This window comes from Streptomyces sp. NPDC091289, assembly GCF_044757365.1.
Lineage (GTDB): Bacteria > Actinomycetota > Actinomycetes > Streptomycetales > Streptomycetaceae > Streptomyces.
The window spans coordinates 44,522-65,372 of sequence record NZ_JBIVUT010000006.1; the positions used below are offsets into that span (position 1 = coordinate 44,522).

Here is a 20,851-nt window from a genome sequence, read left to right on the forward strand (position 1 = left end):
GTGCCCTGCGCGGAGCTGGATACGGCAGAGCTGGATACGACCGGGCGGAAATTCGCGGACTTCGTCGCCGAGGTCCGTTTACGGGGAGGTGGCAGGCAAGTGGTGGAGCAGCTGACGCAGCACGACCCGAGACGGATCGGCCCGTTCGAGGTGCTGGGACGGCTCGGGGCCGGCGGCATGGGGCTGGTCTATCTCGCGCGCTCGGCGTCCGGCCGGCGGGTGGCGATCAAGACGGTGCGGACCGAGCTCGCCGAGGACCAGCTCTTCCGGGTCCGTTTCACGCGCGAGGTCGAGGCCGCCCGCGCGGTCAGCGGGTTCTACACCGCCGCCGTGGTCGACGCCGACCCGCGCGCCGCCGTGCCCTGGCTCGCCACCGCGTACGTACCGGCGCCCTCGCTCGAAGAGATAGTGAACGAGTGCGGTCCCATGCCGACCCAGGCCGTGCGCTGGCTGGCCGCCGGTATCGCCGAGGCCCTCCAGTCCATCCACGGCGCGGGTCTCGTCCACCGCGACCTGAAACCCTCCAACGTCCTCGTCGTCGAGGACGGCCCCCGGGTGATCGACTTCGGCATCGCGTCCGGCGTCTCCAACACCCGGCTGACCATGACGAACGTCGCCGTCGGCACGCCCGCGTACATGTCGCCCGAGCAGGCCCGGGACTCCCGCAGCGTCACCGGGGCCAGCGACATCTTCTCGCTCGGCTCCACGCTCGTCTTCGCCGCCACCGGGCATGCCCCCTTCCACGGGGCCAACCCGGTCGAGACGGTGTTCATGCTGCTGCGCGAGGGCCCCGACACCGAGGGTCTGCCGGACGACCTGCGGCCGCTGATCGAGTCCTGCATGCAGATGGACGCCACCCGGCGGCCCAGCCCCGCCGACCTCCAGGCGCAGCTCGCCCCGCACCTTTTCGCCTCCGGCAGCGACGACAGCGGTACGGCCTCGGCCTGGCTGCCGTCCGCGGCCACCGCGATGATCGAGCGGCGCAGAGGCGGCGGGCGCACCGCCCCGCCCGCCCCCGCGGTGCCTCCGCCGCCCCCGCGGCAGCCCCCGAGGTCCCCGGAGCGGGACACCGCCTGGCGCAGCGGGGCGGATCTGCGCTCGCCCTCCCCGCTGGCCTCGCCCTCACCGATGTCCGGCGGTTCCGCCCCCGCCCCCTCGCCCGCCCCCTCGGCGGGCCCTTCGGCGGCTCCCGACAGCGGGCCCGTCCATCTCCCCGGCGCCAAGGTGCCGATCGGTCCCGGACCGCGTGCGGGGGAGGGGCGCGGGGCGGCCGCCGCGCACCCGGCCGCCGCGACCGGCTGGGTCCGCCCGCCCGCCGGCGTGAACGGTTCGCCGGCGGCCACGGCTCCCACCGCCCCCGTCCCGGCCCCGGCCGCCGCCCCGGACGGCGCGGCCCCGGCCCCCGACCGCTGGCGGCCCTGGCGCTTCCGCATGTCCAACGATGTGTGGGGCACGCCCGTCGTCTCCGGCGATCTGCTGTACGTGACGTCCTTCGAGGTCCACGCGCTGGACGTGGGCAACGGGCGGCGCCAGTTCAAGACCCGGGACGTGGCCTGGGCGATGGCCGTCGAGGGCGGCAGGATCCACGCCTCGGACGGCCCCTCGCTGTACGCGCTGGACGCCACGACCGGCGCCGAGCAGTGGCGGCTGTCGACCGACGCCTGGGTGTACGCCCTCAAGGCCGACCGGGGCACGGTCCTGACCGCGACCCGGGGCGGCGGCGTCCAGGGCTGGGAGGCCTCCAACGGCGAGAAGCTGTGGGAAATCACCGGTGCGCAGAGCGACTTCGAGACGGCGGAGGCCGGTCCGGTCATCCACGACGGCACGGTGTACGTCTGGCAGGACGCCCGGCTGCGCGCACTGGACGCCCGTACGGGCCTCGAGCGCTGGTCGTACCCCATCGGCGACGCGGCCTCCTGCGGCGGCGTCCCGGTCCGTGTGACACCCGCCCCCGACGGCTACGTCTACATCGCGGCGGGCACGAGGGTGCTGGCGGTGGAGACCGGCTCCGGCCGGGTGCGCTGGCACTTCGAGTCCCCGGCGGTCTTCCTCTCCCCGCCCGCGTTCGCGCCGGGCCCGGCGGTGACCGGAGGCGGGGTGTATCTCGCGGACTACCTCGGCACGGTGTACGCGCTGGACGCGACGACCGGCAAGGACCGCTGGCGGATCGCCACGGAGGCCCGCTCCTCGATCGAACCGGTGCTGGTCGCGGTGGGCAACGTCCACGTGGGCAGCGGCAGTGCGCTGTACACCCTGGACGCGGTCACCGGCACCCCGAAGTGGCGCTTCGCGGCGGGCGGCGACGTGGTGGGCTCCCCGGTCGTCGCGGACGGCCGGGTCCACTTCGGCTCGGCGGACCATGTGCTCTACACGCTGGACGCGGCGGGGGGCCAGCTCCGCTGGAAGCTCGCGACGGGCGGCGAGATCACGGGGTCGCCGGTGGCGCAGGCGGGCGTGGTGTACGCCTGCAGCAAGGACCGCTGCGTATACGCCCTGGACGCGCTGAAGGGCACGGGCACGGGGAACAGGGCGAGGGCCTGAGCCCTGGTCCCGGCCCGAAAAGATGTCCTCAATCGCCGGACGGTCTCAAAAGATGCCCTCAATCGCCGGGCAGGCTGGATGTGCCGGCCCGCCCGGCGGAATCCCAGCCCGTCCGGCGCTTGAGGACGGAACCCTCGACGCGGTGGCCGTCAACCCTGCGGAGGCGGTGGCGGCGGCCGGTGCGGCGGATGTACCGGGTCCCGGGGGTCGTCCTCCGGATGCGGGGCCTGCGGATAGGACCGCGTACGAGGGTCACGGGGGTCGGGCCCCGTGTACGGGTCCACCTCCGGCTCCGGCCACGGCGACTGCTGCACCGACATCCCCGGCTCCTGCGTAGGCGGCCACGTGTCCACCTGATCCGCCGCCGGCGCGGCATACGGCTCCACAGGCTCCCGCTCACGCCCCCGCCCCCGCTTCCACTCCTCCCGCCGGCTCCGCCGGCCCCTCATCAGCAACGCCCCGATCAGGATCAGCAACCCGCCCGCCAGCGCGTTCGCCACCCCCACCTGCAGCCCCGCCCCGTCCCCGCCCACCACCAGCGAGCCCGACGCCTGCCCCTGGCGGACCATCCACAGGATCGTGAAGGCCAGCACCACCAGACCCGCGAGGGCGACCACGAGCCGTGAGCGGAGCACCACGCCCACGACCACCAGCAGCGTCGCGGCCAGGAACGGCAGCAGGATCGAGACCAGCACCCCCGACTCCGTGGCGGTGATCCCCTCGAAGAGGTCCCGCACCCGGTAGTCGCGCCCGACCCGCCCGTCGTACCACTCACGGAACGGGCTCAGCACGGCGGAGGCCGCCCCGGCCAGGGCGACGAGGGAGCCGAGGAGGTTGCGGATCATCGTCGGCCTCCAGGGCGTCGTGCGGCGCATACGCGGGCATCCCCCGCTGCCGACGCTACGCCGGGACGATCACCCCCGCCACGCAGACCATGACGGGACCGTGACAGGGTCATGACTTGGACATGGGGTCGCGCACGGCATGCTGAGAGTGACAACGCGACGCACGCCATCGGCGCGACGTACCGGCAACGAAACTCAAGGGGGGCTGCATCCATGATGCGGCGACAGATGAAGCTCGCGGCGGTCCTGGTCGTGGTGGTGCTCGCGCTCACCGGATTCTCCACCTCCACCAGCGGCGGCAAGAGCGGCAAGAGCAAGAGCGGCAAGAGCAGCAGCTCGGGCGGCGGCTGCTCCAGCTCGAAGAAGAGCAACAACGGCTACCGGGACCACGACTACGACGACGACTACGGCGACAACTCCTCGTCCTCCGGCTCGTCCGGCTCCTACGGAACCCCGACGCCCACCGCGTCCGACGCCCCCGCCGTCCGGGTGATCCGCTGTGCCGTGCCGCGCAAGGGCAAGCGCAAGGCGGTCACCTCGTCGCTGGTCGAGCTGCGGGCGAAGGAGCCGGGCTCGCAGGCGTACGAGATCGACGTGCGGTTCGTCGACGGCCTGGGCAACACCGTGGACACCGCCGAAACCACCGTGAACCTCGACGGCGGCGAGGCCCGCACCCTCACCGTGCGGATGGAGAGCCCCGGCAAGGTGTCCCGGGTCAAGCGCTGCGAAGTGACCGCCGAGGCGATCTGACCGGTTCACCGCACCGGCCGCAGAACCGGTACCCGTTCACCGCACCGGTACCGGTTCACCGCACCCGGGGCTTCCCGCCCCCACCCCGCCCCTCGAACAGCTCCGCCTGCCGTTCCGGCGGCAGATTGCCCAGGGCGATCAGCGCCGGGGCCTGGGCCATCGCCTGGGTCCTGGCCGCCTCCTTCGCGGACCACACCGCCCGGACCGTGCCCTGCACCGCCTCCGTCGGGTACCCGGCGATCACCGCCGCCGACCGCAGCGCCGCCGCCACCGCGCCGCCCGGCTCCGTCACCTCGCTGACCAGCCCCACCGCGTACGCCCGCTCGGCACTCACCCGCTCCGCCGTGCCCATCAGGGACATCCGGGCGACCTCCCCGAACGGCATGCGCTGGGCCATCGCGATGGCCTCGTACGCCGAGACCATCCCGTACGTCGTGTGCGGGTCGAAGAACGTCGCCTCCCGGGACGCCACGACGAACTCCGCCTCGCCCAGCAGATAGAACGCCCCGCCGCAGGCCATCCCCTCCACGGCCGCGACCACCGGCTTCCACAGGTCGTTCGCCTTGGGCCCGATCCGCAGGAGGGGGTCGTCGATGGCGTACGGGGAGGGAGGCTGCGGGACCTCGACCCCCCGGTCGATCCCCGTACAGAAGGCACGCGTCCCTGCCCCGGTGAGGACGACGGCCCGCACCGACGCGTCGAACCGTAACTCCCGCCACAGCGACGCCAGTTCCTCGGCCGTCTCCAGGTCGATCGCGTTGAGCTTCGCCGGCCGGTCCAGGGTGACGAGCGCGACCCCGGTCTCCGTGTCCCGCTCGGTGCGCAGGGCCATCGCTCACCGCTCCAGGAGCCAGCGGACGAGCGGGAAACCGTCAGGTCCCACAGGGCAGAAGGCCACCCGCACCGGAGCCCCGATCCGCAGCCGCGCCGGGTCCACCGAGTTCAGCGGCGCGTCCGGGGAGGCCACGACGTTCCCGGCCAGCCGGATCTGCGGGGCCTCCGCCAGCTCCACCAACACCGCGTTGTACGGAGCCTGTTCGGCGTAGGCGGGGAGCAGGGGCGGGTGCGGGACGACGTACGACCAGAGCCGGCCGCGCCCGCTCATCTCCCGCCAGTCGCTCGCGAAGGACCCGCAGCGCGGGCAGCAGGGCCGGGGCGGGAAGCGCAGTTCGCCGCAGGCGGGGGAGGCGCAGGCCTGGACGCGCAGTTCGCCGCGGGCGGCGTACTCCCAGAAGGGCGCGCCGTCCTCGTCGACGACGGGAAGCAGCAGGGAATCGTTCACGGCCATCTCCTCAACTCCTCAGTTCCGCAGCAGTACGGCCGACGTCGGTACGCCCTCGCCGGCGGTGACCAGGCAGGTGGCGGCGTCGGGCACCTGGGCGGTGGAGGTGCCGCGCAGTTGCTTCACACCCTCGGTGATGAGGTTGAAGCCATGGACGTACGCCTCGCTCAGCCCGCCGCCGCCGGTGTTGATCGGCAGCCGCCCACCGCTCTCCAGCGCCCCGCCCTCGGTGAACGCGCCGCCCTCGCCGCGCCCGCAGAAGCCGTACCCCTCCAGGGAGAGCGGGACGAGCGGGGTGAACGCGTCGTAGATCTGCGCCACATCGACGTCGTCCGGTCCGAAGTCGGCCTGTTTCCACAGGTGTCGGGCGGCCGTCCAGGCGGGTCCGGTGAGCGGGTCGTCGTTCCAGTAGTTGACCATCCCATGGTGCTGGGCGGGCAGGCCCTGGGCGACGGAGTGGAGGTAGACGGGCTTCCGCCGGCAGTCGCGGGCGCGTTCGGCGGAGACGATGACACAGGCCAACGCGCCGTCCGTCTCCAGGCAGTTGTCGAAGAGGCAGAGGGGTTCGCTGATCCAGCGGGAGTCCATGTACATCTCGCGGGTCAGCGGGCGTTCGTACATGATCGCGTCCGGGTTCTGGTTGGCCCGGTTGCGGCAGGCGAGCGCCACGTTGAAGAGATGGTCGCGGGTGGCCCCGTACTCGTGCATGTAGCGCCGGGCGAGCATGCCGATCTCGTCGGCGGGCCGCAGCAGTCCGTAGGGCCGGGTCCACTGGGCGGGCGTGGGGAGTTGAACGGCGGTGTTCTTCCACGGCCGGGGTCCGGATCCGCGTTTGCGGGACCGCCAGGCGACGCCGACGCTCGCCTGCCCGGTGGCGACGGCGGAGGCGAGATGGGCGAGGGTGGCGCAGGAGCCTCCGCCCCCGTACCCCACCTTGCTGAAGAAGGTGACGTCCCCGGCCCCGACCGCCTTGGCGACCTCGACCTCGTCGGTCTCCTCCATGGTGTACGAGGCGAAGCCGTCGACTTCCGAGGGTGCGATGCCCGCGTCGTCGAGGGCGGCCAGGATCGCCCGGCAGGCGAGCGTCTTCTCGGACTCCGGGAGCCGTTTCGCGAACGCCGTCTGCCCGATCCCGGCTATCGCCGTCGCGTCCTTGAGCGTTGCCATCCGCTGACCTCCCGCACCGTCGCGCCTGCTGACAGCGGCAGAGGCTACCGCTAATCTGACGGATAGTCAGCTAGTGCGGCACGGCAGGAGGGCGCGTGATGCGAGGCGACGAGGAATGGTGCAGCATCCCGGAGCTGGTGCGGACGGCGGCGCGGCGCCGCGGCTCCGCCGAGGCGGTGGCGGACGGCCGGTCCCGGATCTCGTACGCCGAGCTCGGCGACCGGGTGGAGCGGGCGGCGGCCGCGTGCATCGCCTCCGGGGTCGAGCCGGGGGACCGGGTCGCGATCTGGGCCCCGAACACCCTGGACTGGATCGTCTCCGCGCTCGGGGCGGTGACGGCCGGCGGGGTGCTGGTCCCGCTGAACACCCGCTTCAAGGGCACGGAGGCGGCGTACATCCTGCGCCGCAGCCGGGTCAGACTGCTCTTCGTCACCGGTACGTTCCTGGGCACCTCGTACGTGGCGTCGCTGCGGCGGGCGGAGGTGAAGCTGCCGGACCTGGAACGGGTGGTGGTGCTCGCGGACACGGCCCCGGAGGACTACACGAGCTGGCCGGACTTCCTGGCGTCGGGGGAGAGCGTCCCGGCGTCCGCCGTACGGGAACGGGCGGCGGCCGTCGCCCCCTCGGACCCCTCCGACATCATCTACACCTCGGGCACCACGGGTGCTCCCAAGGGTGCGGTGATCACCCACGCCCAGACGCTGCGCGCGTACGCGATCTGGAGCGACCTGGCGGGCCTGCGCGAGGGTGACCGCTATCTGATCGTGAACCCGTTCTTCCACACCTTCGGCTACAAGGCGGGGATCATCGCCTGCCTGATGCGGGGGGCCACGATGGTGCCGCAGCCGGTGTTCAACGTGGACACGGTGCTGGCGAACATCGCGGCGGAACGGATCTCGGTCCTGCCCGGCCCGCCCACGCTCCACCAGTCCCTGCTGGACCACCCGGCCCGGGACGCGCACGACCTCTCGGCCCTCCGCCTGGTGGTGACCGGTGCGGCGGTGGTCCCCCTCCAGCTGGTGGAGCGCCTGCGCAGCGAACTCCACATCGCGACGGTCCTCACGGCGTACGGCCTCTCCGAGGCGAGCGGCATCGTCACGATGTGCCGCCGGGGCGACGCTCCGGAGGTCGTGGCCACCACGTCCGGCCGGGCGATCCCCGGCACCGAGATCCGGGTCCTGGCCGAACCGGGCGCTCCGGGCGAAGTGCAGGTCCGCGGCTTCAACGTGATGAGCGGCTACTTCGAGGACCCGGACACGACGGCCGCCACGATGACGGAGGACGGCTGGCTCCGCACCGGCGACGTGGGCGTCCTGGACGCGGCGGGCAACCTGCGGATCACGGACCGGATCAAGGACATGTTCATCGTGGGCGGCTTCAACGCCTACCCGGCCGAGATAGAGCAGCTCCTCGGCCTCCACCCGGACGTGGCCGACGTCGCGGTCATCGGCGTCCCGGACCCGAGGCTGGGCGAGGTCGGCAAGGCCTACGCGGTCCGCCGCCGGGGCGCGACGCTCACCGCGGACGACCTGATCGCCTGGTCCCGCCGCGAGATGGCGAACTTCAAGGTCCCGAGGGCGGTGGAGTTCCTCCCGGAGCTCCCGCGCAATGCGAGCGGCAAGGTGGTGAAGGGGGAGCTGCGGGGGCGGGGGTAGCGGGCTTTCGGCCGGGTTCACCGGATGGGGTGAAGAGGAGTGGGGCTTGCCCGCTTCCGGCGGTATGGTCGTAGGTATGGCAACTAAGAAGTACACGGTCACCCTGCCGGAGGAGCTGGCGGAGGAGATCCGGGCGGAGGTCGGCCCCGGCGCGTTCAGTGCGTATGTCACGCGGGCCATAGAGCGCCAGCGTGAGCATGACCGGCTGGGGGAGCTGGTGGCATGGATGCAGGAGAAGGACGGCCCGCTCACCGAGGAAGAGCAGACTGCGGCGGATGCCGAGCTGCGTGACATCGAGCGCTGGTTCGAGGAGAGGGAGTCCGGCGGGCGCGACCACGGGGCGGCTGCGGCCTGATGAAAGACATCTGTTTCGTCCTGGACTGCGAAGCGCTGTCCAGGGTCGCTCTGCGTGACCGCATGCTGACGGGTGTCCTCACGAAGGCGCACCAGTCCGGCATCCGAGTGGTGACCAGCTCCATGACGCTCGTGGAGGCTTATCACAGCAAGATCCGCATGCCGGTATGGAACTGGGCGATGGCACGGGTGGTCGTCGAACCCGTCACCAAGGACGTCGCCGACGAGGCGATCCGCCTCCTGCGAGAGGCCGGACTGCACGGCCACAAGTACGCCATCGACGCCGCGCTCGCCGCGATCGCGAACCGGCAGCCGGGCCGGACGGCGCTCTTCACGTCCGACGTGGACGACATGGGGAGGCTGTGCGGGACGAGGGTCCAGCTGCGAGGCCTGTAGCCGTCGGCGGCCCTGGACATGCGGAAGGGGCCCGAGCGTTTCCCCCGTCCCGGGCCCCTCACACATTCCCCCGTACCGCGACCGCGGCGACTCCCCCTCGGCGTCGCCGCGGTCGCTTCCCCCTTGGGGCCCCGCTCAGCGCGGGTCAGGCCCCGTCATGTGGCTGTCCGTGGGCTTGATCGTGGGCTCGCCCGTCATGTGGCTGTCCAAGGGCTTGACCGTGGGCTCGCCCGTCATGTGGCTGTCCTCGGGCTTGGCGTCGCCCGCGGTACCGGGCTGGACCTGGGGCGGCTTGATCTTCTTCGCTTCGCTCATGGGTGAACTCCGTTACTCGGTGCGGGGACTGTTGGCGAAGCCCGTCCGGCTGCTCCCCCGATTGGCTGCCGGACGGGCTATTCAGAGCCGTTCACCTTAGTGCTCGGTTCCACTGCCGAATCGTCTGCCCCCCGACGCGACGTTTCGACAGAAGCGAGACTGCACGGTGGCGATAAACGAACGATGAACGTGCAGTCAGCCCTCGCGCGGGGCTCCCGTCATGGCGAGCAGCCGGGAGACGGACTCGCTCTCGGGAGCCTTCAACTGGTCGAAGACGGAGAGTGCTTCCCGCCAGCAGACCTGTGCCCGGTCGGCCTGCCCTATGCCGTGGAGTGCCTGGCCCAGCACGGTGAGCACGTTGGCGCGCCGCCACTCGCCGCCTATATGCAGCAGCACGGTAAGTGCCTGCTCCGCCAGAGCGGCGGCCTGCGCCGGGTGCTCGGCGGTGAGCTGCACCTCGGCCAGACGGAACAGCGTCATTCCCTCCCAGAGGCGCTGGCGGCTTTCCCGGAACACGGCCAGGGCTTCGGTGAGCCGTACTTCCGCCTCCTCCGGCCGGTTCGCTCGGGCCAGAGCCAGCCCCAAGGCGTAGCGTCCGTTCGCCAGTCGCAGGGTCAGTCCCATCCGGTTGTAGAGAGCGACGCCCTCGCCCGCCAGCTTCACCGCACTGGCGGTCCGGCCCATGGCGAGATGGACGCGGGAGAGATTGCACAGGGCACTGGCCTCGCCTGCGTGGTTTCCGTCCGCGCGGAACGCGGTGCACGCCTGCCTGAGCAGCGCCTCGGCCTCCTCCTGCTGGTTGCGGTAACCGGCGACGATGCCCAGCTCGTTCGGCGCGTTGCAGTGCGTCCACACGTCGTCCACCGAAGGGGCCAGCAGCATGGCCTTGCGCGCCTCGTCCTCCGCCTGGTCGAAACGGCCGGCCATGCTGTGCACCTGCGCGAGCGTCAAACGCGCCCGGGCCTCGGCGTGGGGGTCGCCGACCTCCACCGCGGCGTCCCTCACCGTGGTGGCCGCGGACTCGAACTGGCGCGCGTTCGCCCCTGACTCGGCGAGGTCCTTCGCGGCCAGCAGCAGGTCCACCGCACGCCGTATCGAGGCGGGACCGCGATTCTGCTGGACACAGGCGAGCAGGCAACCCGCCTCCGCGTAGAGCCAGTCGAGGGCCCGGCCGTGATCGGTGAACGAGAGTCCCTGGCGCTCCGTCGCTTCCAGGTGGTCCACGGTCCGGTCCCCCGGCCGCTCCAGCGCATACACCCCCGCGGCCGTGGCCAGATAGAAGTCCAGCAGCCGCGACAGCGCCAGCTCCCGTTCCACCGGCGGCTGTTCGTCCCGCTCGGCGCACGCACGCGCGTAGAGGCGCACCAGGTCGTGGTACCGGTAGCGGCCCGGCGCGGCGGACTCCACCAGGCTCGTGTCGACCAGGGCCTCCAGGAGGTCCTCCGCCGCGTGCGGGTCCAGGTCCAGCAGGGCCGCCGCGGCGGCCAGCGAGATGTCCGGGCCGTCCGCGAGGCCCAGGAGGCGGAAGGCGCGGGCCTGGGCCGGTTCCAGTTGGCCGTAGCCGAGTTCGAACGTGGCCTTCACCGCCAGGTCGCCCGCCTGGAGCTCGTCCAGCCGGCGGCGTTCGTCGGCGAGCTTGGCAGCCAGGACCGAGACCGTCCAGGTGCGGCGGGCCGCCAGGCGGGAGGCGGCGATGCGGATCGCCAGGGGCAGGAAGCCGCACGCGGCCACCACGTCCAGGGCCGCCTCGCGCTCCGAACTGACCCGCTCCACGCCGACGATCCGGGTGAAGAGCTGGAGCGCCTCCTCCGGCGACATCACGTCCAGGTCCACCAGATGCGCCCCGGCCAGGTCCACCATCCGCACCCGGCTCGTCACCAGGGCCGCGCACCCCGGCGTACCGGGCAGCAACGGGCGGATCTGGGCGGCGTCGTGGGCGTTGTCGAGGAGGATCAGGATGCGGCGGCCGTCCAGCGTCGAGCGGTACAGCGCGGCCCGCTCGTCCAGGGTGTCCGGGATCGCCGAGTCCGCCGTGCCGAGGGCGCGCAGGAACGCCCCGAGGACGGTTTCCGGCTCCGCCGCCCTCGCTCCCGCGCCCTGGAGGTCGACGTAGAGCTGGCCGTCCGGGAAGTGCCGGCGCGCCTGGTGGGCCACGTGCACCGCCAGGGTCGTCTTGCCGACGCCGCCGATCCCGGCCACCGCGGAGACGGCCATCACCGTGCCCTCGGCGGCGGCCAGCCGGTTGCCCAGCTCGGTCACGAACGCGGACCGGCCCGTGAAGTCGGGCACCGTGGCGGGGAGCTGCGCGGGGCGCAACGGCGCGGGCGCGGGCGCCGGCTCGTCCGCCGGGCGGGCCAGCTCCTCGTCGGCGCGCAGGATCCGCTGCTGGAGCTGGGCCAGTTCGGGGCGCGGGTCGACGCCCAGCTCCTCCGCGAGGAGCCGGCGCGTGTCCGCGTACACCGCGAGCGCCTCGGCCTGCCGGCCGCTGCGGTACAGCGCCACCATCAGCAGCTCGCGCAGCCTCTCGCGCAGCGGGTGCGCCGCGGTGAGCGCGGTGAGCTCGGAGACGGCCTCCGCGTGGCAGCCGACCTCCAGGTCCAGGTCGAGCCGCGTCTCGGTGAGCTGAAGCCGCCACTCCTCCAGCCGGGTGCGCTGGTTGTCCGCGTACGGGCCGGGCACGGAGGCCAGCGCCTCGCCGTCCCACAGCCCCAGCACCTTGTTGATCAGGGTGCGCGCCTGGCACCGGTCCCCGGCCGCGCGCGCCTTCTCGGCCTCGGCCGACAGGTCCTGGGCCAGGGTGAGGTCCAGCGCACCCCGGTCGGTGCGGATCGCGTATCCGCCGGACTCGCTCACCAGGGTGTCCTGACCCAGGATCTTGCGCAGCCGGGAGGCGTACGTGCGGATCGTGGCCAGTGCCTGCGAGGGCGGGTCCTCGCCCCAGAACGCGTCGATCAGCTCGCCCGCGGTGGCCGTCCGGCCCTCGCGCAGCAGCAGCGCGGCCAGCAGCGCGCGCTGCTGGGGCGAGCCGGAGGAGAGCAGCTCCGAGCCCCGCCAGGCCCGTACGGGGCCGAGCACGGTGAACCTGAGGGCGTCCGCCGTACCCGGTTTCTCCGGAGCACGCTGCTCCGGTACGCGCACGCGTGGCCCGTTGTCACGGTCCATTGATGCCCCCTGTCCTGCTCGCCTGCCGGTCCCGCTCGTCTGCGGATCCTGCCGGTGGTGCCCGCGCCCGAATGTCCGCCCGTGCGTCGAAGTGCGGTAGGCATCCGGATGGCGCGGTACCGCTCGTATCGCGCTCAACAGTCTGCCTTGTCCCGGGCGGACTCGTCAGCAGTGGGTGACGCTCTGCACAAGCCCTCGACAACGATTCGGGAACCGTGCCCCGTGCCGCGCCCCCGCCGTGTCGCACGCCAATGCGCGCACGGTAGCTGACGGTTCGTCAGATCAGCGCTACCGTGGAACGCATGGAGACCTTCCCGAAGATCATCTCGGTGGACGACCACACGGTGGAGCCCGCTCATGTCTGGCGGGACCGGCTCCCGTCCAGGTACGCGGACTCCGGGCCGCGCGTCGTCCGCGCACCGCTGAAGGAAATGACCTTCATGGGCGGCAAGTTCGCGCCCGTGATGGGCGCGAAGGGCGACGACGGACCGGTCGGCGACTGGTGGGTGTACGAGGACCTGCACCGCCCGCTGACCCGCCTCGACACCGCCGTCGGCTACGACAGGGACGAGATCAAGCTGGAGATCATCACCTACGAACAGATGCGGCCGGGCTCCTTCTCGGTCCCGGACCGGCTCGCCGACATGGACGTCAACCACGTCCAGTCCGCCCTCTGCTTCCCGACCTTCCCGCGCTTCTGCGGACAGACGTTCACCGAAGCGAAGGACCGCGAACTGGGGCTCCTCGGCGTGCGCGCGTACAACGACTGGATGGTGGAGGAGTGGTGCGGCCCCGAGGCCCACGGCCGCCTCATCCCGCTCACCCTCGTCCCGCTGTGGGACGCGGAGCTCGCCGCCGCCGAGGTCCGGCGCAATGCCGCGCGGGGCGTGCGCGCGGTCGCGTTCTCCGAGATACCTCCGCATCTCGGGCTTCCGTCCATACATGCGGACGACTGGGATCCGTTCCTCGCGGCCTGCGACGAGACGGGCACCGTGATCGCCATGCACATCGGCTCCTCGTCGAAGATGCCGTCCACCTCCGCCGACGCCCCGCCCGCCGTCGGCTCCACCATCACCTTCGCCAACTGCTGCTTCTCGATGGTCGACTGGCTGATGAGCGGCAAGCTGGAACGCTTCCCCAACCTGAAGATCATGTACGCGGAGGGGCAGATCGGCTGGATCCCGTACATCCTGGAGCGCGCCGACGTGGTCTGGGAGGAGAACCGGGCCTGGGGCGGCGTCGCCGAGAAGGTCCACCGGCCGCCGTCCGAACTGTTCGCCGAGCATGTCTACGGCTGCTTCTTCGACGACGCCTTCGGGCTGAAGAACCTCGACGCGATCGGCGTCGGCAACGTCCTGTACGAGACGGACTACCCGCACTCCGACTCCACCTGGCCCCGCTCCCGCGAGGTCGGCGAGGAACAGATGGGCCACCTGGACCCGGACGTCGTCGACCGGATCGTCCGGGGCAACGCGATCGACCTGCTGGGGCTCACGGAGGACGGGCTCTGGGCGGGGGCGTAGAACCCGGGCATGCGTGCGTACATACGGGGAGGGGCCGCCGCCCCTCCCCGTCGTCACCGCGTCAGGCCTTCGCCACCGGCTCCTGGAGCTCCGTCACCCACGCGCTCCGGTCCGCCGGGCACTCCAGGTTGACCTCGCGGGTGTAGCCCGTGGAGCGGTAGCCGTTGGCGTCCAGCCAGCGGGCCAGGGTGTGGGCCGTCGGCAGCACGTCGTCCATCGCGCCCCGGTGCACGATCGTCGCCGCCTCGAACGGCGGCAGCTCCACCACCCGCACCCCCGTGTCCCCGACCGCGCCCACCGGGGCCGACACCGTCACCCCGGCGTGCACGACGATCCCGCCGCCGCCCCCTGGCTCGTCCTCGTACCGCGCGATCCCGGGGCCCGTGGGCCGGACGCCGGCGCCCTCCAGGAGCGGGAGCAGCCGCTCGTACAGCGGGCCGATCACCGGCCCGATGTCCTGCGGCTGGAAGCTCGCGGCCGTCCCGGTCAGCTCGGCCACCCGGACCGCCGGAACGGTCTTGATCACAACGTCGTCGGCAGGCATCTGCCCCTCGCTCTCGATCGACCGGAGCCGCGCCTCGACCCGCGCCAGCCGCGCCGACGCGGCCGCCACCGCCTCCGCCAGCTCGGCCCGGCGCAGCCGCAGCATCCCGCGCAGCTCCTCCGGACCCACCTGCTCGCCCAGGACCGCCCCCACCTGCTGAAGCGTGAAGCCGAGGTCCTTGAGCGCGATGATCCGGTTGAGCCGGGCGAGCTGGGCCGCACCGTAGAGGCGGTAGCCGGTGGCGGGGTCGGTGCGGTCCGGGCGCAGCAGTCCGATGGCGTCGTAGTGGCGCAGCATCCGGGGCGACACCCGTCCGTACCTGGCGAAGTCTCCGATAGTGAACATGATGGCTCCCACTGCACCCCTTCACACGGGGTCAAGGTCAAGTGGCGCGGATCGCCCGGCCCCGGACCGTATACAGGCAGGAGCCCCGTTCCTCCGCCGAAGCGGGGGAGCGGGGCTCCTTGGGTACTGCTGTGAACGGCCGCGATCGACCGACCCGGGCAACTAGGCCGGGGTGACGTTCTCAGCCTGCGGACCCTTGGGTCCCTGAGTGACGTCGAAGTTCACGACCTGGTTCTCCTCGAGGGAGCGGAACCCGGACGCGTTGATCGCGGAGTAGTGAACGAAGACATCCGGGCCGCCGCCGTCCTGGGCGATGAAGCCGAAGCCCTTTTCAGCGTTGAACCACTTGACGGTTCCGGTAGCCATAAGCCCTCCTTGGGCCAAAGGGTTGCCCTGCTCCAGAACCTGCAAACAAGTCTGAAAACTACAAAAGCCTGCGGGTTACATGCTCCGCAGGCTCTGTACTGCAAGGGAAACCAAACTGCAACTTGCGGGCGAGCCTAGCACGCAGTCTCTGGCGAGCGGTAGAGGGAAAGATCACTTCACCCGAATGTTTGACGGGCCTCGGACGGGCCTCGTCAGGCGTCCGGAGGGAGGGCCTCGCGGAGGCCTCCGGGAGGGGGCGCGGGCCCGGGGTGCGAGCGGGGCGCGGGGCGGGCGCGCGGGCCCCGGTGGTGCTCGGAGCCGGATGCGGGTCTAGCCTCGCGATGTGGACAATTCAACCGTCTCCCCCCGTGAAGGCGACGACGACCGTCGCAGCCGGCCCCGCGTCGGCCACATCCAGTTCCTGAACTGCCTCCCGCTGTACTGGGGCCTGGCGCGGACGGGAACCCTGCTCGACCTGGAGCTCTCCAAGGACACCCCGGAGCGGCTCAGCGAGCAGCTGATCAGGGGGGACCTGGACATCGGCCCGGTCACCCTCGTGGAGTACCTGCGCAACGCCGACGACCTGGTGGCCTTCCCCGACATCGCGGTCGGCTGCGACGGGCCCGTCATGTCCTGCGTGATCGTCTCCCAGCTCCCGCTGGAGCAGCTCGACCGGGCCCGGGTGGCGCTCGGTTCGACCTCCCGCACCTCGGTGCGGCTGGCCCAGTTGCTGCTGGCCGAGCGCTACGGGGTCGAGCCCGACTACTACACCTGCCCGCCCGACCTGGGCCTGATGATGCAGGAGGCGGACGCCGCCGTGCTGATCGGCGACGCCGCGCTGCGCGCCAATCTGCACGACGCCCCCCGGCTCGGGCTCCAGGTCCACGACCTGGGCCAGATGTGGAAGGAGTGGACGGGGCTGCCGTTCGTCTTCGCCGTCTGGGCCGCCCGCAAGGACTTCCTGGCCGCCCACCCCGAGACGGCGGCCAAGGTGCACCAGGCGTTCCTGGCCTCCCGGGACCTCTCCCTGGAGGAGGTCACCAAGGTCGCGGAGCAGGCGGCCCGCTGGGAGGCCTTCGACGCGGAGGTGCTGGAGCAGTACTTCACGACGCTCGACTTCCGCTTCGGTCCGGACCAGCTGGCCGGCGTCCGCGAGTTCGCCCGCCGCACGGGCCGGGACACCGGTTACCCGGCCGACGTCCGCGTGGAACTGCTCGGCGGCTGAGCCGAGGACCGGGAAGGGAAAGGGGGAATTCCCTTTCGCGTTCCCGGGCAGGTCCGTTTCCCTGGCAGGTCCCGTTCCCTGGCAGGTCCCGTTCCCTGGCAGGTCCCGTTCCCGGGCAGGCCCCGTTTCCCGGACAGGTCCCGTTCCCGGGCAGGGAATTGGCGGCGGGGCGTCGTAACAACACATTCGCGCCTTTCCCCGGGGCGAAATGATCCCCTCCTGACCGGAGAAGGGGGAATGGTCCGGCCGTTTCCCGGTGACCGCGCCGGTGGCGCCCCCTAGGCTTCGGTCCGGGTCCGGACCGTCCACAGGGATGACCGTCCACGGGTTCACCGTCCGCAGGGTTCACAGGGGGAGTCCATATGCAGCCGCTGGAAGCGGGCGAACCGCGCACCATCGGTGCCTACCGGCTGCTCGGCAGGCTCGGTGCGGGCGGTATGGGCCGGGTCTATCTGGGCCGCAGCGCGGGCGGGCGCACGGTCGCGGTCAAGGTCGTCCACCCCCACTTCGCCCTCGACGAGCAGTTCCGCGCCCGGTTCCGGCGCGAGGTGGAGTCCGCCCGGCGCATCGGCGCCCAGTGGACGGCCCCGGTCCTGGACGCCGACCCGGACGCCCCGGTGCCGTGGGTGGCGACCGGGTACGTCGCCGGGCCGCCGCTCTCCCAGGCGATCACCGAGCACGGCCCGCTGCCCGAACACGCGGTACGCGCCCTGGGCGCGGGTCTCGCCGAGGCCCTCGCGGTCGTCCACGGCCAGGGCATCGTCCACCGCGATGTGAAGCCCTCCAACGTGCTGCTCGCCCTCGACGGCCCTCGCCTCATCGACTTCGGCATCGCCCGGGCCCTCGGCGCCACCGTCTCCCTCACCTCCACCGGGGTCTCCGTCGGCTCGCCCGGCTACATGGCACCCGAGCAGATCCGGGGCGGGGACGTGTCCGGCGCGGCCGACGTCTTCTCGCTGGGCGCGGTCATCGCGTACGCGGCGACGGGCGCCGCCCCCTTCCCGGGCGACTCCTCCGCCGTACTCCTCTACAAGGTGGTCCACGAGGAACCCGAACTGGGCGATTTGGAGGGCGAACTGCGCGAGGTGGTCGCGGGCTGCCTCGCCAAGGACCCGGCGGCCCGCCCCGCCCCGGCCGAACTCGCCCGCGCGCTCGCTCCCGACGGGGCGGCGGCGATGGTGGCGGGCGGCTGGCTGCCGGGCCGGCTGGTCCGCGAGGTCAGCCGGTCGGCGGTGGCGCTGCTGGACCTGGAACCGCAGGACGCGCCGGTGCAGTCGGGGCCCGTACCGTTCAGCAGTGCGTCGCTGGGGGCGGGCGCGGGAGCGGGGGCGGCCGCACCGGGCCGGGGCGGGGAGTTCGGCCCGCCCGCCCCGGGCCCGCAGGAAGCGCAGCAGCAGGCGCCGTACGGGACACCGCGTGCGCAGGAAGCGCCGAGCAGGACACCGCACGCCCAGGAAGCGCCCCAGGAAGCGCCCCAGGAAGCGCCCCAAGAAGTGCCTCAGGAAGCGCCCCGGGAAGCGTCGCAGGACGTGCCGTACAGGACACCGCATCCGCAGGACGACGCCTACGGGACACCGCATCCGCAGGACGACGCCTACGGGACACCGCATCCGCAGGACGACACGTACGGGACGCCGCCCCCGCCCCCGCCTCCGATGCCTCCGCGCGCGAAGTCCGCCCCCACCGCGCCCCCGCCCCCCACGCACGCCGGTACCTACCGGCAGGGCGGCGACGGCGTGCACGGCGGGCACGGCGCGAGCGGCCTGCCGGGGCAGCGCGGCGGCGGGGACCCCCGCCTCTCCCTGACCGTCAGCGCCGAGAACCGGCAGACCTCCGGGGAGCGCCGCGGCCGCCGGGTCAGCTGCACGGTCGCCCTGGCCGTGGCGGGCGCGCTCGCCGCCGTCACCCTCGGCACCGGCCTGCTCGACGGCCTCCTCCCGGGCGGCGACGCCGACCAGGGCAACGACAGCGCGGCGAACCGGCCGACCCCCACCGCCTCCACGCCCGCCCCCGCGAAGCCCACGCCCGACGACTCCGCCGACGCGAGCGGGGCCCCGGCCGACGCGCTGCCGAAGGCGTACGTGGGCACCTGGAAGGGTCCGCTCACCGAGAAGACGACCGGTCAGCCCCACGGCACCCTCACCGCCGTCTTCACCGAGGGGAAGCGCGGCGAGCAGGTCGTCCGGATGAGCACGACGATCTCCCAGCTCGGCCTCACCGTCACCTGCAACAGCGTCGGCACCCTCGCCTCCGGCACCGCGAAGGAGCTGGACATCCGCGAGGCCACCGACCCGGACCGCCCCAGCACCCCCGGCCTGTGCACCACCACCGAGGCCGACCTGGTCTTCCGCCTCGCCGACGACGGCACCCTGGACTACCGCTCGAAGGAACGCGCCGCCGGTCTCCCGTACGGGAAGCTCACCAGGTCCGGCGGCTGAGGGCGCACAGCGCTGGCGTACGCTGGATCGGTCCGAGGATCCGTAGAAAAACTGCCGAAAGGTGACAGCCCGGTGACCGAGAAGGCCGACCTTCAGCCCGTCCTCGACCGAGCCGCCGAAGGCGGTCGGATCACCCCGGAGGAGGCGCTCGACCTCTACCGGTCCGCGCCGCTGCACGCGCTGGGCGCCGCCGCCGACGCCGTACGCCGCCGCCGCTACGCCGGTACGGAGCACATCGCGACGTACATCATCGAGCGCAACATCAACTACACCAACGTGTGCGTGACGGCCTGCAAGTTCTGCGCCTTCTACGCCCCGCCCAAGGCCACCGACAAGGGCTGGACCCGCGACCTCGACGACATCCTGCGCCGCTGCGCGGAGACCGTGGAGCTGGGCGGCACCCAGATCATGTTCCAGGGCGGCCACCACCCGGACTTCGGCGTGGAGTACTACGAGGAGCACTTCTCCGCGATCAAGAAGGCGTTCCCGCAGCTGGTCATCCACTCGCTGGGCGCCTCCGAGATCGAGCACATGGCCCGGATCTCGAAGGTCTCCGCCGAGGAGGCCATCAGCCGGATCCACGCCGCCGGGCTCGACTCCTTCGCCGGTGCGGGCGCCGAGCTGCTGCCCGCCCGGCCGCGCACCGCCATCGCCCCGCTCAAGGAGTCCGGCGAGCGGTGGCTGGAGATCATGGAGATCGCGCACGGCCTCGGCGTCGAGTCCACCTCCACCATGCTGATGGGCACCGGCGAGACCAACGCCGAGCGCATCGAGCACCTGAAGATGATCCGGGACGTCCAGGACCGTACGGGCGGCTTCCGCGCCTTCATCCCGTACACCTACCAGCCGGAGAACAACAAGCTGAAGGGCCAGACGCAGGCCACGCTCTTCGAGTACCTGCGGATGATCGCCATCGCCCGGCTCTTCCTCGACAACGTCGCCCACATCCAGGGCTCCTGGCTCACCACCGGCAAGGAGGTCGGCCAGCTGTCGCTGCACTACGGCGCGGACGACCTCGGCTCGATCATGCTGGAGGAGAACGTCGTCTCCTCGGCCGGGGCCAAGCACCGCTCCAACCGGCTGGAGATCATCGACCTGATCCGCAAGGCGGACCGGGTCCCGGCCCAGCGCGCCACGACGTACGAGCACCTCGTCGTGCACGACGACCCGGCGAACGACCCGGTCGACGAGCGCGTCGTCTCGCACATCTCGTCCACCGCGATCGAGGGCGGCACGGCCCACCCGGAGCTGAAGCTCCTCAACGCCAACTGACGCCGCTGTGCTGACGATTCACGCCGCGCCCCTGGTCCTTCCGGTGGGCGCGGCCGCCGTCGTGGACGGGGCGGTCGCGGTGGACGGCGACCGGATCGCGGCCCTCGGCCCGTACGAGGACGTCGTCGCCGCGCACCCGGCCGCCCGGGTCCGCCGCTGGCCCGGCCTCCTCACCCCCGGACTGCGCCAGGACCGGGCCCGGGAGCTGCTCACCCGCTGCTACCACCCCGACCCGCGCGAGGCCGACGAGCTGGGCGAACTCCCCCTGTGGGGCGAGGCGTTCGAGCGGCTCGCGGCGACGATGGACGCGACCCGGCGGGCCGGCAGCATCCGGCGCGGGCTCCAGCGGATGCTGCGGCACGGCACCACGCATCTGGCCGGGCCCTTCGGCACGGACGACCCGGCGCTGCGCACGGCCGTCTCCCGGTCGGGTCTGGTCGTCCAGGTCGCGCCGTCGCCTGTTCCGGTACGGGACGGGGTGCCGGACCTGGACCCCTTCGCGGCGGGCGGCGATCTCACCGCCACTGTCCACGGCCCGCTGACCGTGGGTGGGCGCGCGGACTTCGCCGTCTTCGACGTGCCCGACGAGGCGGCGCTGTACGGGGGAGGGCCCCGGCCCTGCGTGGCGACGGTCCTCGCGGGGCGGCTCGTGCACCGCGCCCGCTGAGGCC

Annotated in this window: 18 protein-coding genes; 10 read left to right on the forward strand and 8 right to left on the reverse strand. The window is 72.4% G+C overall.

Annotation, left to right across the window (positions count from 1 at the left end; genetic code table 11):
- The first annotated feature begins 99 nt into the window (after positions 1-99).
- On the forward strand, positions 100-2,541 hold the full coding sequence (locus ACIQPT_RS09185) for a PQQ-binding-like beta-propeller repeat protein (protein WP_401154280.1): 2,442 nt from the start codon (positions 100-102) through the stop codon (positions 2,539-2,541).
- Between the two features lie 149 nt (positions 2,542-2,690).
- On the opposite strand, the gene ACIQPT_RS09190 is transcribed toward ACIQPT_RS09185, so the two are convergent.
- The gene (locus tag ACIQPT_RS09190; RefSeq protein ID WP_401154281.1) at positions 2,691-3,386 is read right to left on the reverse strand and encodes a hypothetical protein; all 696 of its coding nucleotides are present in this window, start codon (positions 3,384-3,386) and stop codon (positions 2,691-2,693) included.
- 213 nt (positions 3,387-3,599) lie between these two features.
- On the opposite strand from ACIQPT_RS09190, the gene ACIQPT_RS09195 reads away from it, so the two are divergent.
- The gene (locus ACIQPT_RS09195) at positions 3,600-4,136 is read left to right on the forward strand and encodes a hypothetical protein (protein WP_401154283.1); all 537 of its coding nucleotides are present in this window, start codon (positions 3,600-3,602) and stop codon (positions 4,134-4,136) included.
- 55 nt (positions 4,137-4,191) lie between these two features.
- On the opposite strand, the gene ACIQPT_RS09200 is transcribed toward ACIQPT_RS09195, so the two are convergent.
- From ACIQPT_RS09200 to ACIQPT_RS09210, 3 genes are read right to left on the reverse strand one after another with little or no spacing between them, the layout of a single operon-like run.
- Positions 4,192-4,968: an enoyl-CoA hydratase/isomerase family protein gene (locus ACIQPT_RS09200; protein ID WP_401154284.1), complete on the reverse strand. Its 777-nt coding sequence runs from the start codon at positions 4,966-4,968 to the stop codon at positions 4,192-4,194.
- Positions 4,969-4,971: 3 nt separating this feature from the next.
- Positions 4,972-5,424: a Zn-ribbon domain-containing OB-fold protein gene (locus tag ACIQPT_RS09205; protein WP_401154285.1), complete on the reverse strand. Its 453-nt coding sequence runs from the start codon at positions 5,422-5,424 to the stop codon at positions 4,972-4,974.
- Positions 5,425-5,436: 12 nt separating this feature from the next.
- Positions 5,437-6,585, reverse strand: coding sequence for a lipid-transfer protein (locus ACIQPT_RS09210; RefSeq protein WP_401154287.1), 1,149 nt, complete (start codon positions 6,583-6,585; stop codon positions 5,437-5,439).
- 98 nt (positions 6,586-6,683) lie between these two features.
- Between ACIQPT_RS09210 and ACIQPT_RS09215 the strand changes: the two genes are divergently transcribed.
- From ACIQPT_RS09215 to ACIQPT_RS09225, 3 genes are all read left to right on the forward strand, one after another.
- Complete coding sequence (locus ACIQPT_RS09215) at positions 6,684-8,240, forward strand: FadD3 family acyl-CoA ligase (RefSeq protein WP_401154289.1); 1,557 nt, start codon at positions 6,684-6,686, stop codon at positions 8,238-8,240.
- A gap of 76 nt (positions 8,241-8,316) precedes the next feature.
- On the forward strand, positions 8,317-8,595 hold the full coding sequence (locus ACIQPT_RS09220; RefSeq protein ID WP_401154290.1) for a hypothetical protein: 279 nt from the start codon (positions 8,317-8,319) through the stop codon (positions 8,593-8,595).
- Positions 8,595-8,990: a hypothetical protein gene (locus tag ACIQPT_RS09225; RefSeq protein WP_401154292.1), complete on the forward strand. Its 396-nt coding sequence runs from the start codon at positions 8,595-8,597 to the stop codon at positions 8,988-8,990. The genes ACIQPT_RS09220 and ACIQPT_RS09225 overlap by 1 nt, the downstream gene beginning before the upstream one ends.
- A gap of 135 nt (positions 8,991-9,125) precedes the next feature.
- Here ACIQPT_RS09225 and ACIQPT_RS09230 read toward each other — a convergent pair whose 3' ends face one another.
- Together ACIQPT_RS09230 and ACIQPT_RS09235 are read right to left on the reverse strand one after the other, a co-directional pair.
- A complete protein-coding gene (locus ACIQPT_RS09230) occupies positions 9,126-9,305 on the reverse strand; it encodes a hypothetical protein (RefSeq protein ID WP_401154294.1) in 180 nt (59 codons plus the stop codon).
- Between the two features lie 195 nt (positions 9,306-9,500).
- Positions 9,501-12,467, reverse strand: coding sequence for an AfsR/SARP family transcriptional regulator (locus ACIQPT_RS09235; RefSeq protein WP_401154296.1), 2,967 nt, complete (start codon positions 12,465-12,467; stop codon positions 9,501-9,503).
- A gap of 302 nt (positions 12,468-12,769) precedes the next feature.
- Between ACIQPT_RS09235 and ACIQPT_RS09240 the strand changes: the two genes are divergently transcribed.
- Entirely contained in the window at positions 12,770-13,990 is a 1,221-nt protein-coding gene (locus tag ACIQPT_RS09240; RefSeq protein ID WP_401154298.1) for an amidohydrolase family protein, read from the forward strand.
- Between the two features lie 61 nt (positions 13,991-14,051).
- Here the strand turns inward: ACIQPT_RS09240 and ACIQPT_RS09245 are convergent, their stop codons facing one another.
- A complete protein-coding gene (locus tag ACIQPT_RS09245; RefSeq protein WP_401154300.1) occupies positions 14,052-14,879 on the reverse strand; it encodes a MerR family transcriptional regulator in 828 nt (275 codons plus the stop codon).
- Positions 14,880-15,041: 162 nt separating this feature from the next.
- Complete coding sequence (locus tag ACIQPT_RS09250; protein ID WP_003967102.1) at positions 15,042-15,245, reverse strand: cold-shock protein; 204 nt, start codon at positions 15,243-15,245, stop codon at positions 15,042-15,044.
- A gap of 343 nt (positions 15,246-15,588) precedes the next feature.
- On the opposite strand from ACIQPT_RS09250, the gene ACIQPT_RS09255 reads away from it, so the two are divergent.
- The 4 genes from ACIQPT_RS09255 to ACIQPT_RS09270 all read left to right on the forward strand — a co-directional run bounded on the left by ACIQPT_RS09255 (position 15,589) and on the right by ACIQPT_RS09270 (position 20,847).
- The gene (locus ACIQPT_RS09255) at positions 15,589-16,470 is read left to right on the forward strand and encodes a menaquinone biosynthetic enzyme MqnA/MqnD family protein (protein ID WP_401154301.1); all 882 of its coding nucleotides are present in this window, start codon (positions 15,589-15,591) and stop codon (positions 16,468-16,470) included.
- A 362-nt stretch (positions 16,471-16,832) separates the two neighbouring features.
- Positions 16,833-18,908: a protein kinase gene (locus ACIQPT_RS09260; RefSeq protein ID WP_401154303.1), complete on the forward strand. Its 2,076-nt coding sequence runs from the start codon at positions 16,833-16,835 to the stop codon at positions 18,906-18,908.
- A 72-nt stretch (positions 18,909-18,980) separates the two neighbouring features.
- On the forward strand, positions 18,981-20,180 hold the full coding sequence (gene mqnC, locus ACIQPT_RS09265) for a cyclic dehypoxanthinyl futalosine synthase (protein WP_164611584.1): 1,200 nt from the start codon (positions 18,981-18,983) through the stop codon (positions 20,178-20,180).
- Positions 20,181-20,187: 7 nt separating this feature from the next.
- The gene (locus tag ACIQPT_RS09270) at positions 20,188-20,847 is read left to right on the forward strand and encodes an imidazolonepropionase-like domain-containing protein (RefSeq protein ID WP_401154305.1); all 660 of its coding nucleotides are present in this window, start codon (positions 20,188-20,190) and stop codon (positions 20,845-20,847) included.
- The last annotated feature ends 4 nt before the right edge of the window (positions 20,848-20,851 follow it).

Excerpts from the sequence above, each read along its gene's own strand:
- ACIQPT_RS09220 (WP_401154290.1), top strand. The coding sequence starts at position 8,317 with ATGGCAACTAAGAAGTACACGGTCACCCTGCCGGAGGAGCTGGCGGAG.
- ACIQPT_RS09225 (WP_401154292.1), top strand. The coding sequence starts at position 8,595 with ATGAAAGACATCTGTTTCGTCCTGGACTGCGAAGCGCTGTCCAGGGTC.
- ACIQPT_RS09215 (WP_401154289.1), top strand. The coding sequence starts at position 6,684 with ATGCGAGGCGACGAGGAATGGTGCAGCATCCCGGAGCTGGTGCGGACG.
- ACIQPT_RS09200 (WP_401154284.1), bottom strand. The coding sequence starts at position 4,968 with ATGGCCCTGCGCACCGAGCGGGACACGGAGACCGGGGTCGCGCTCGTC.
- ACIQPT_RS09260 (WP_401154303.1), top strand. The coding sequence starts at position 16,833 with ATGCAGCCGCTGGAAGCGGGCGAACCGCGCACCATCGGTGCCTACCGG.
- ACIQPT_RS09240 (WP_401154298.1), top strand. The coding sequence starts at position 12,770 with ATGGAGACCTTCCCGAAGATCATCTCGGTGGACGACCACACGGTGGAG.
- ACIQPT_RS09250 (WP_003967102.1), bottom strand. The coding sequence starts at position 15,245 with ATGGCTACCGGAACCGTCAAGTGGTTCAACGCTGAAAAGGGCTTCGGC.
- ACIQPT_RS09205 (WP_401154285.1), bottom strand. The coding sequence starts at position 5,424 with ATGGCCGTGAACGATTCCCTGCTGCTTCCCGTCGTCGACGAGGACGGC.
- ACIQPT_RS09195 (WP_401154283.1), top strand. The coding sequence starts at position 3,600 with ATGATGCGGCGACAGATGAAGCTCGCGGCGGTCCTGGTCGTGGTGGTG.
- ACIQPT_RS09245 (WP_401154300.1), bottom strand. The coding sequence starts at position 14,879 with ATGTTCACTATCGGAGACTTCGCCAGGTACGGACGGGTGTCGCCCCGG.
- ACIQPT_RS09190 (WP_401154281.1), bottom strand. The coding sequence starts at position 3,386 with ATGATCCGCAACCTCCTCGGCTCCCTCGTCGCCCTGGCCGGGGCGGCC.
- ACIQPT_RS09235 (WP_401154296.1), bottom strand. The coding sequence starts at position 12,467 with ATGGACCGTGACAACGGGCCACGCGTGCGCGTACCGGAGCAGCGTGCT.
- ACIQPT_RS09230 (WP_401154294.1), bottom strand. The coding sequence starts at position 9,305 with ATGAGCGAAGCGAAGAAGATCAAGCCGCCCCAGGTCCAGCCCGGTACC.
- ACIQPT_RS09210 (WP_401154287.1), bottom strand. The coding sequence starts at position 6,585 with ATGGCAACGCTCAAGGACGCGACGGCGATAGCCGGGATCGGGCAGACG.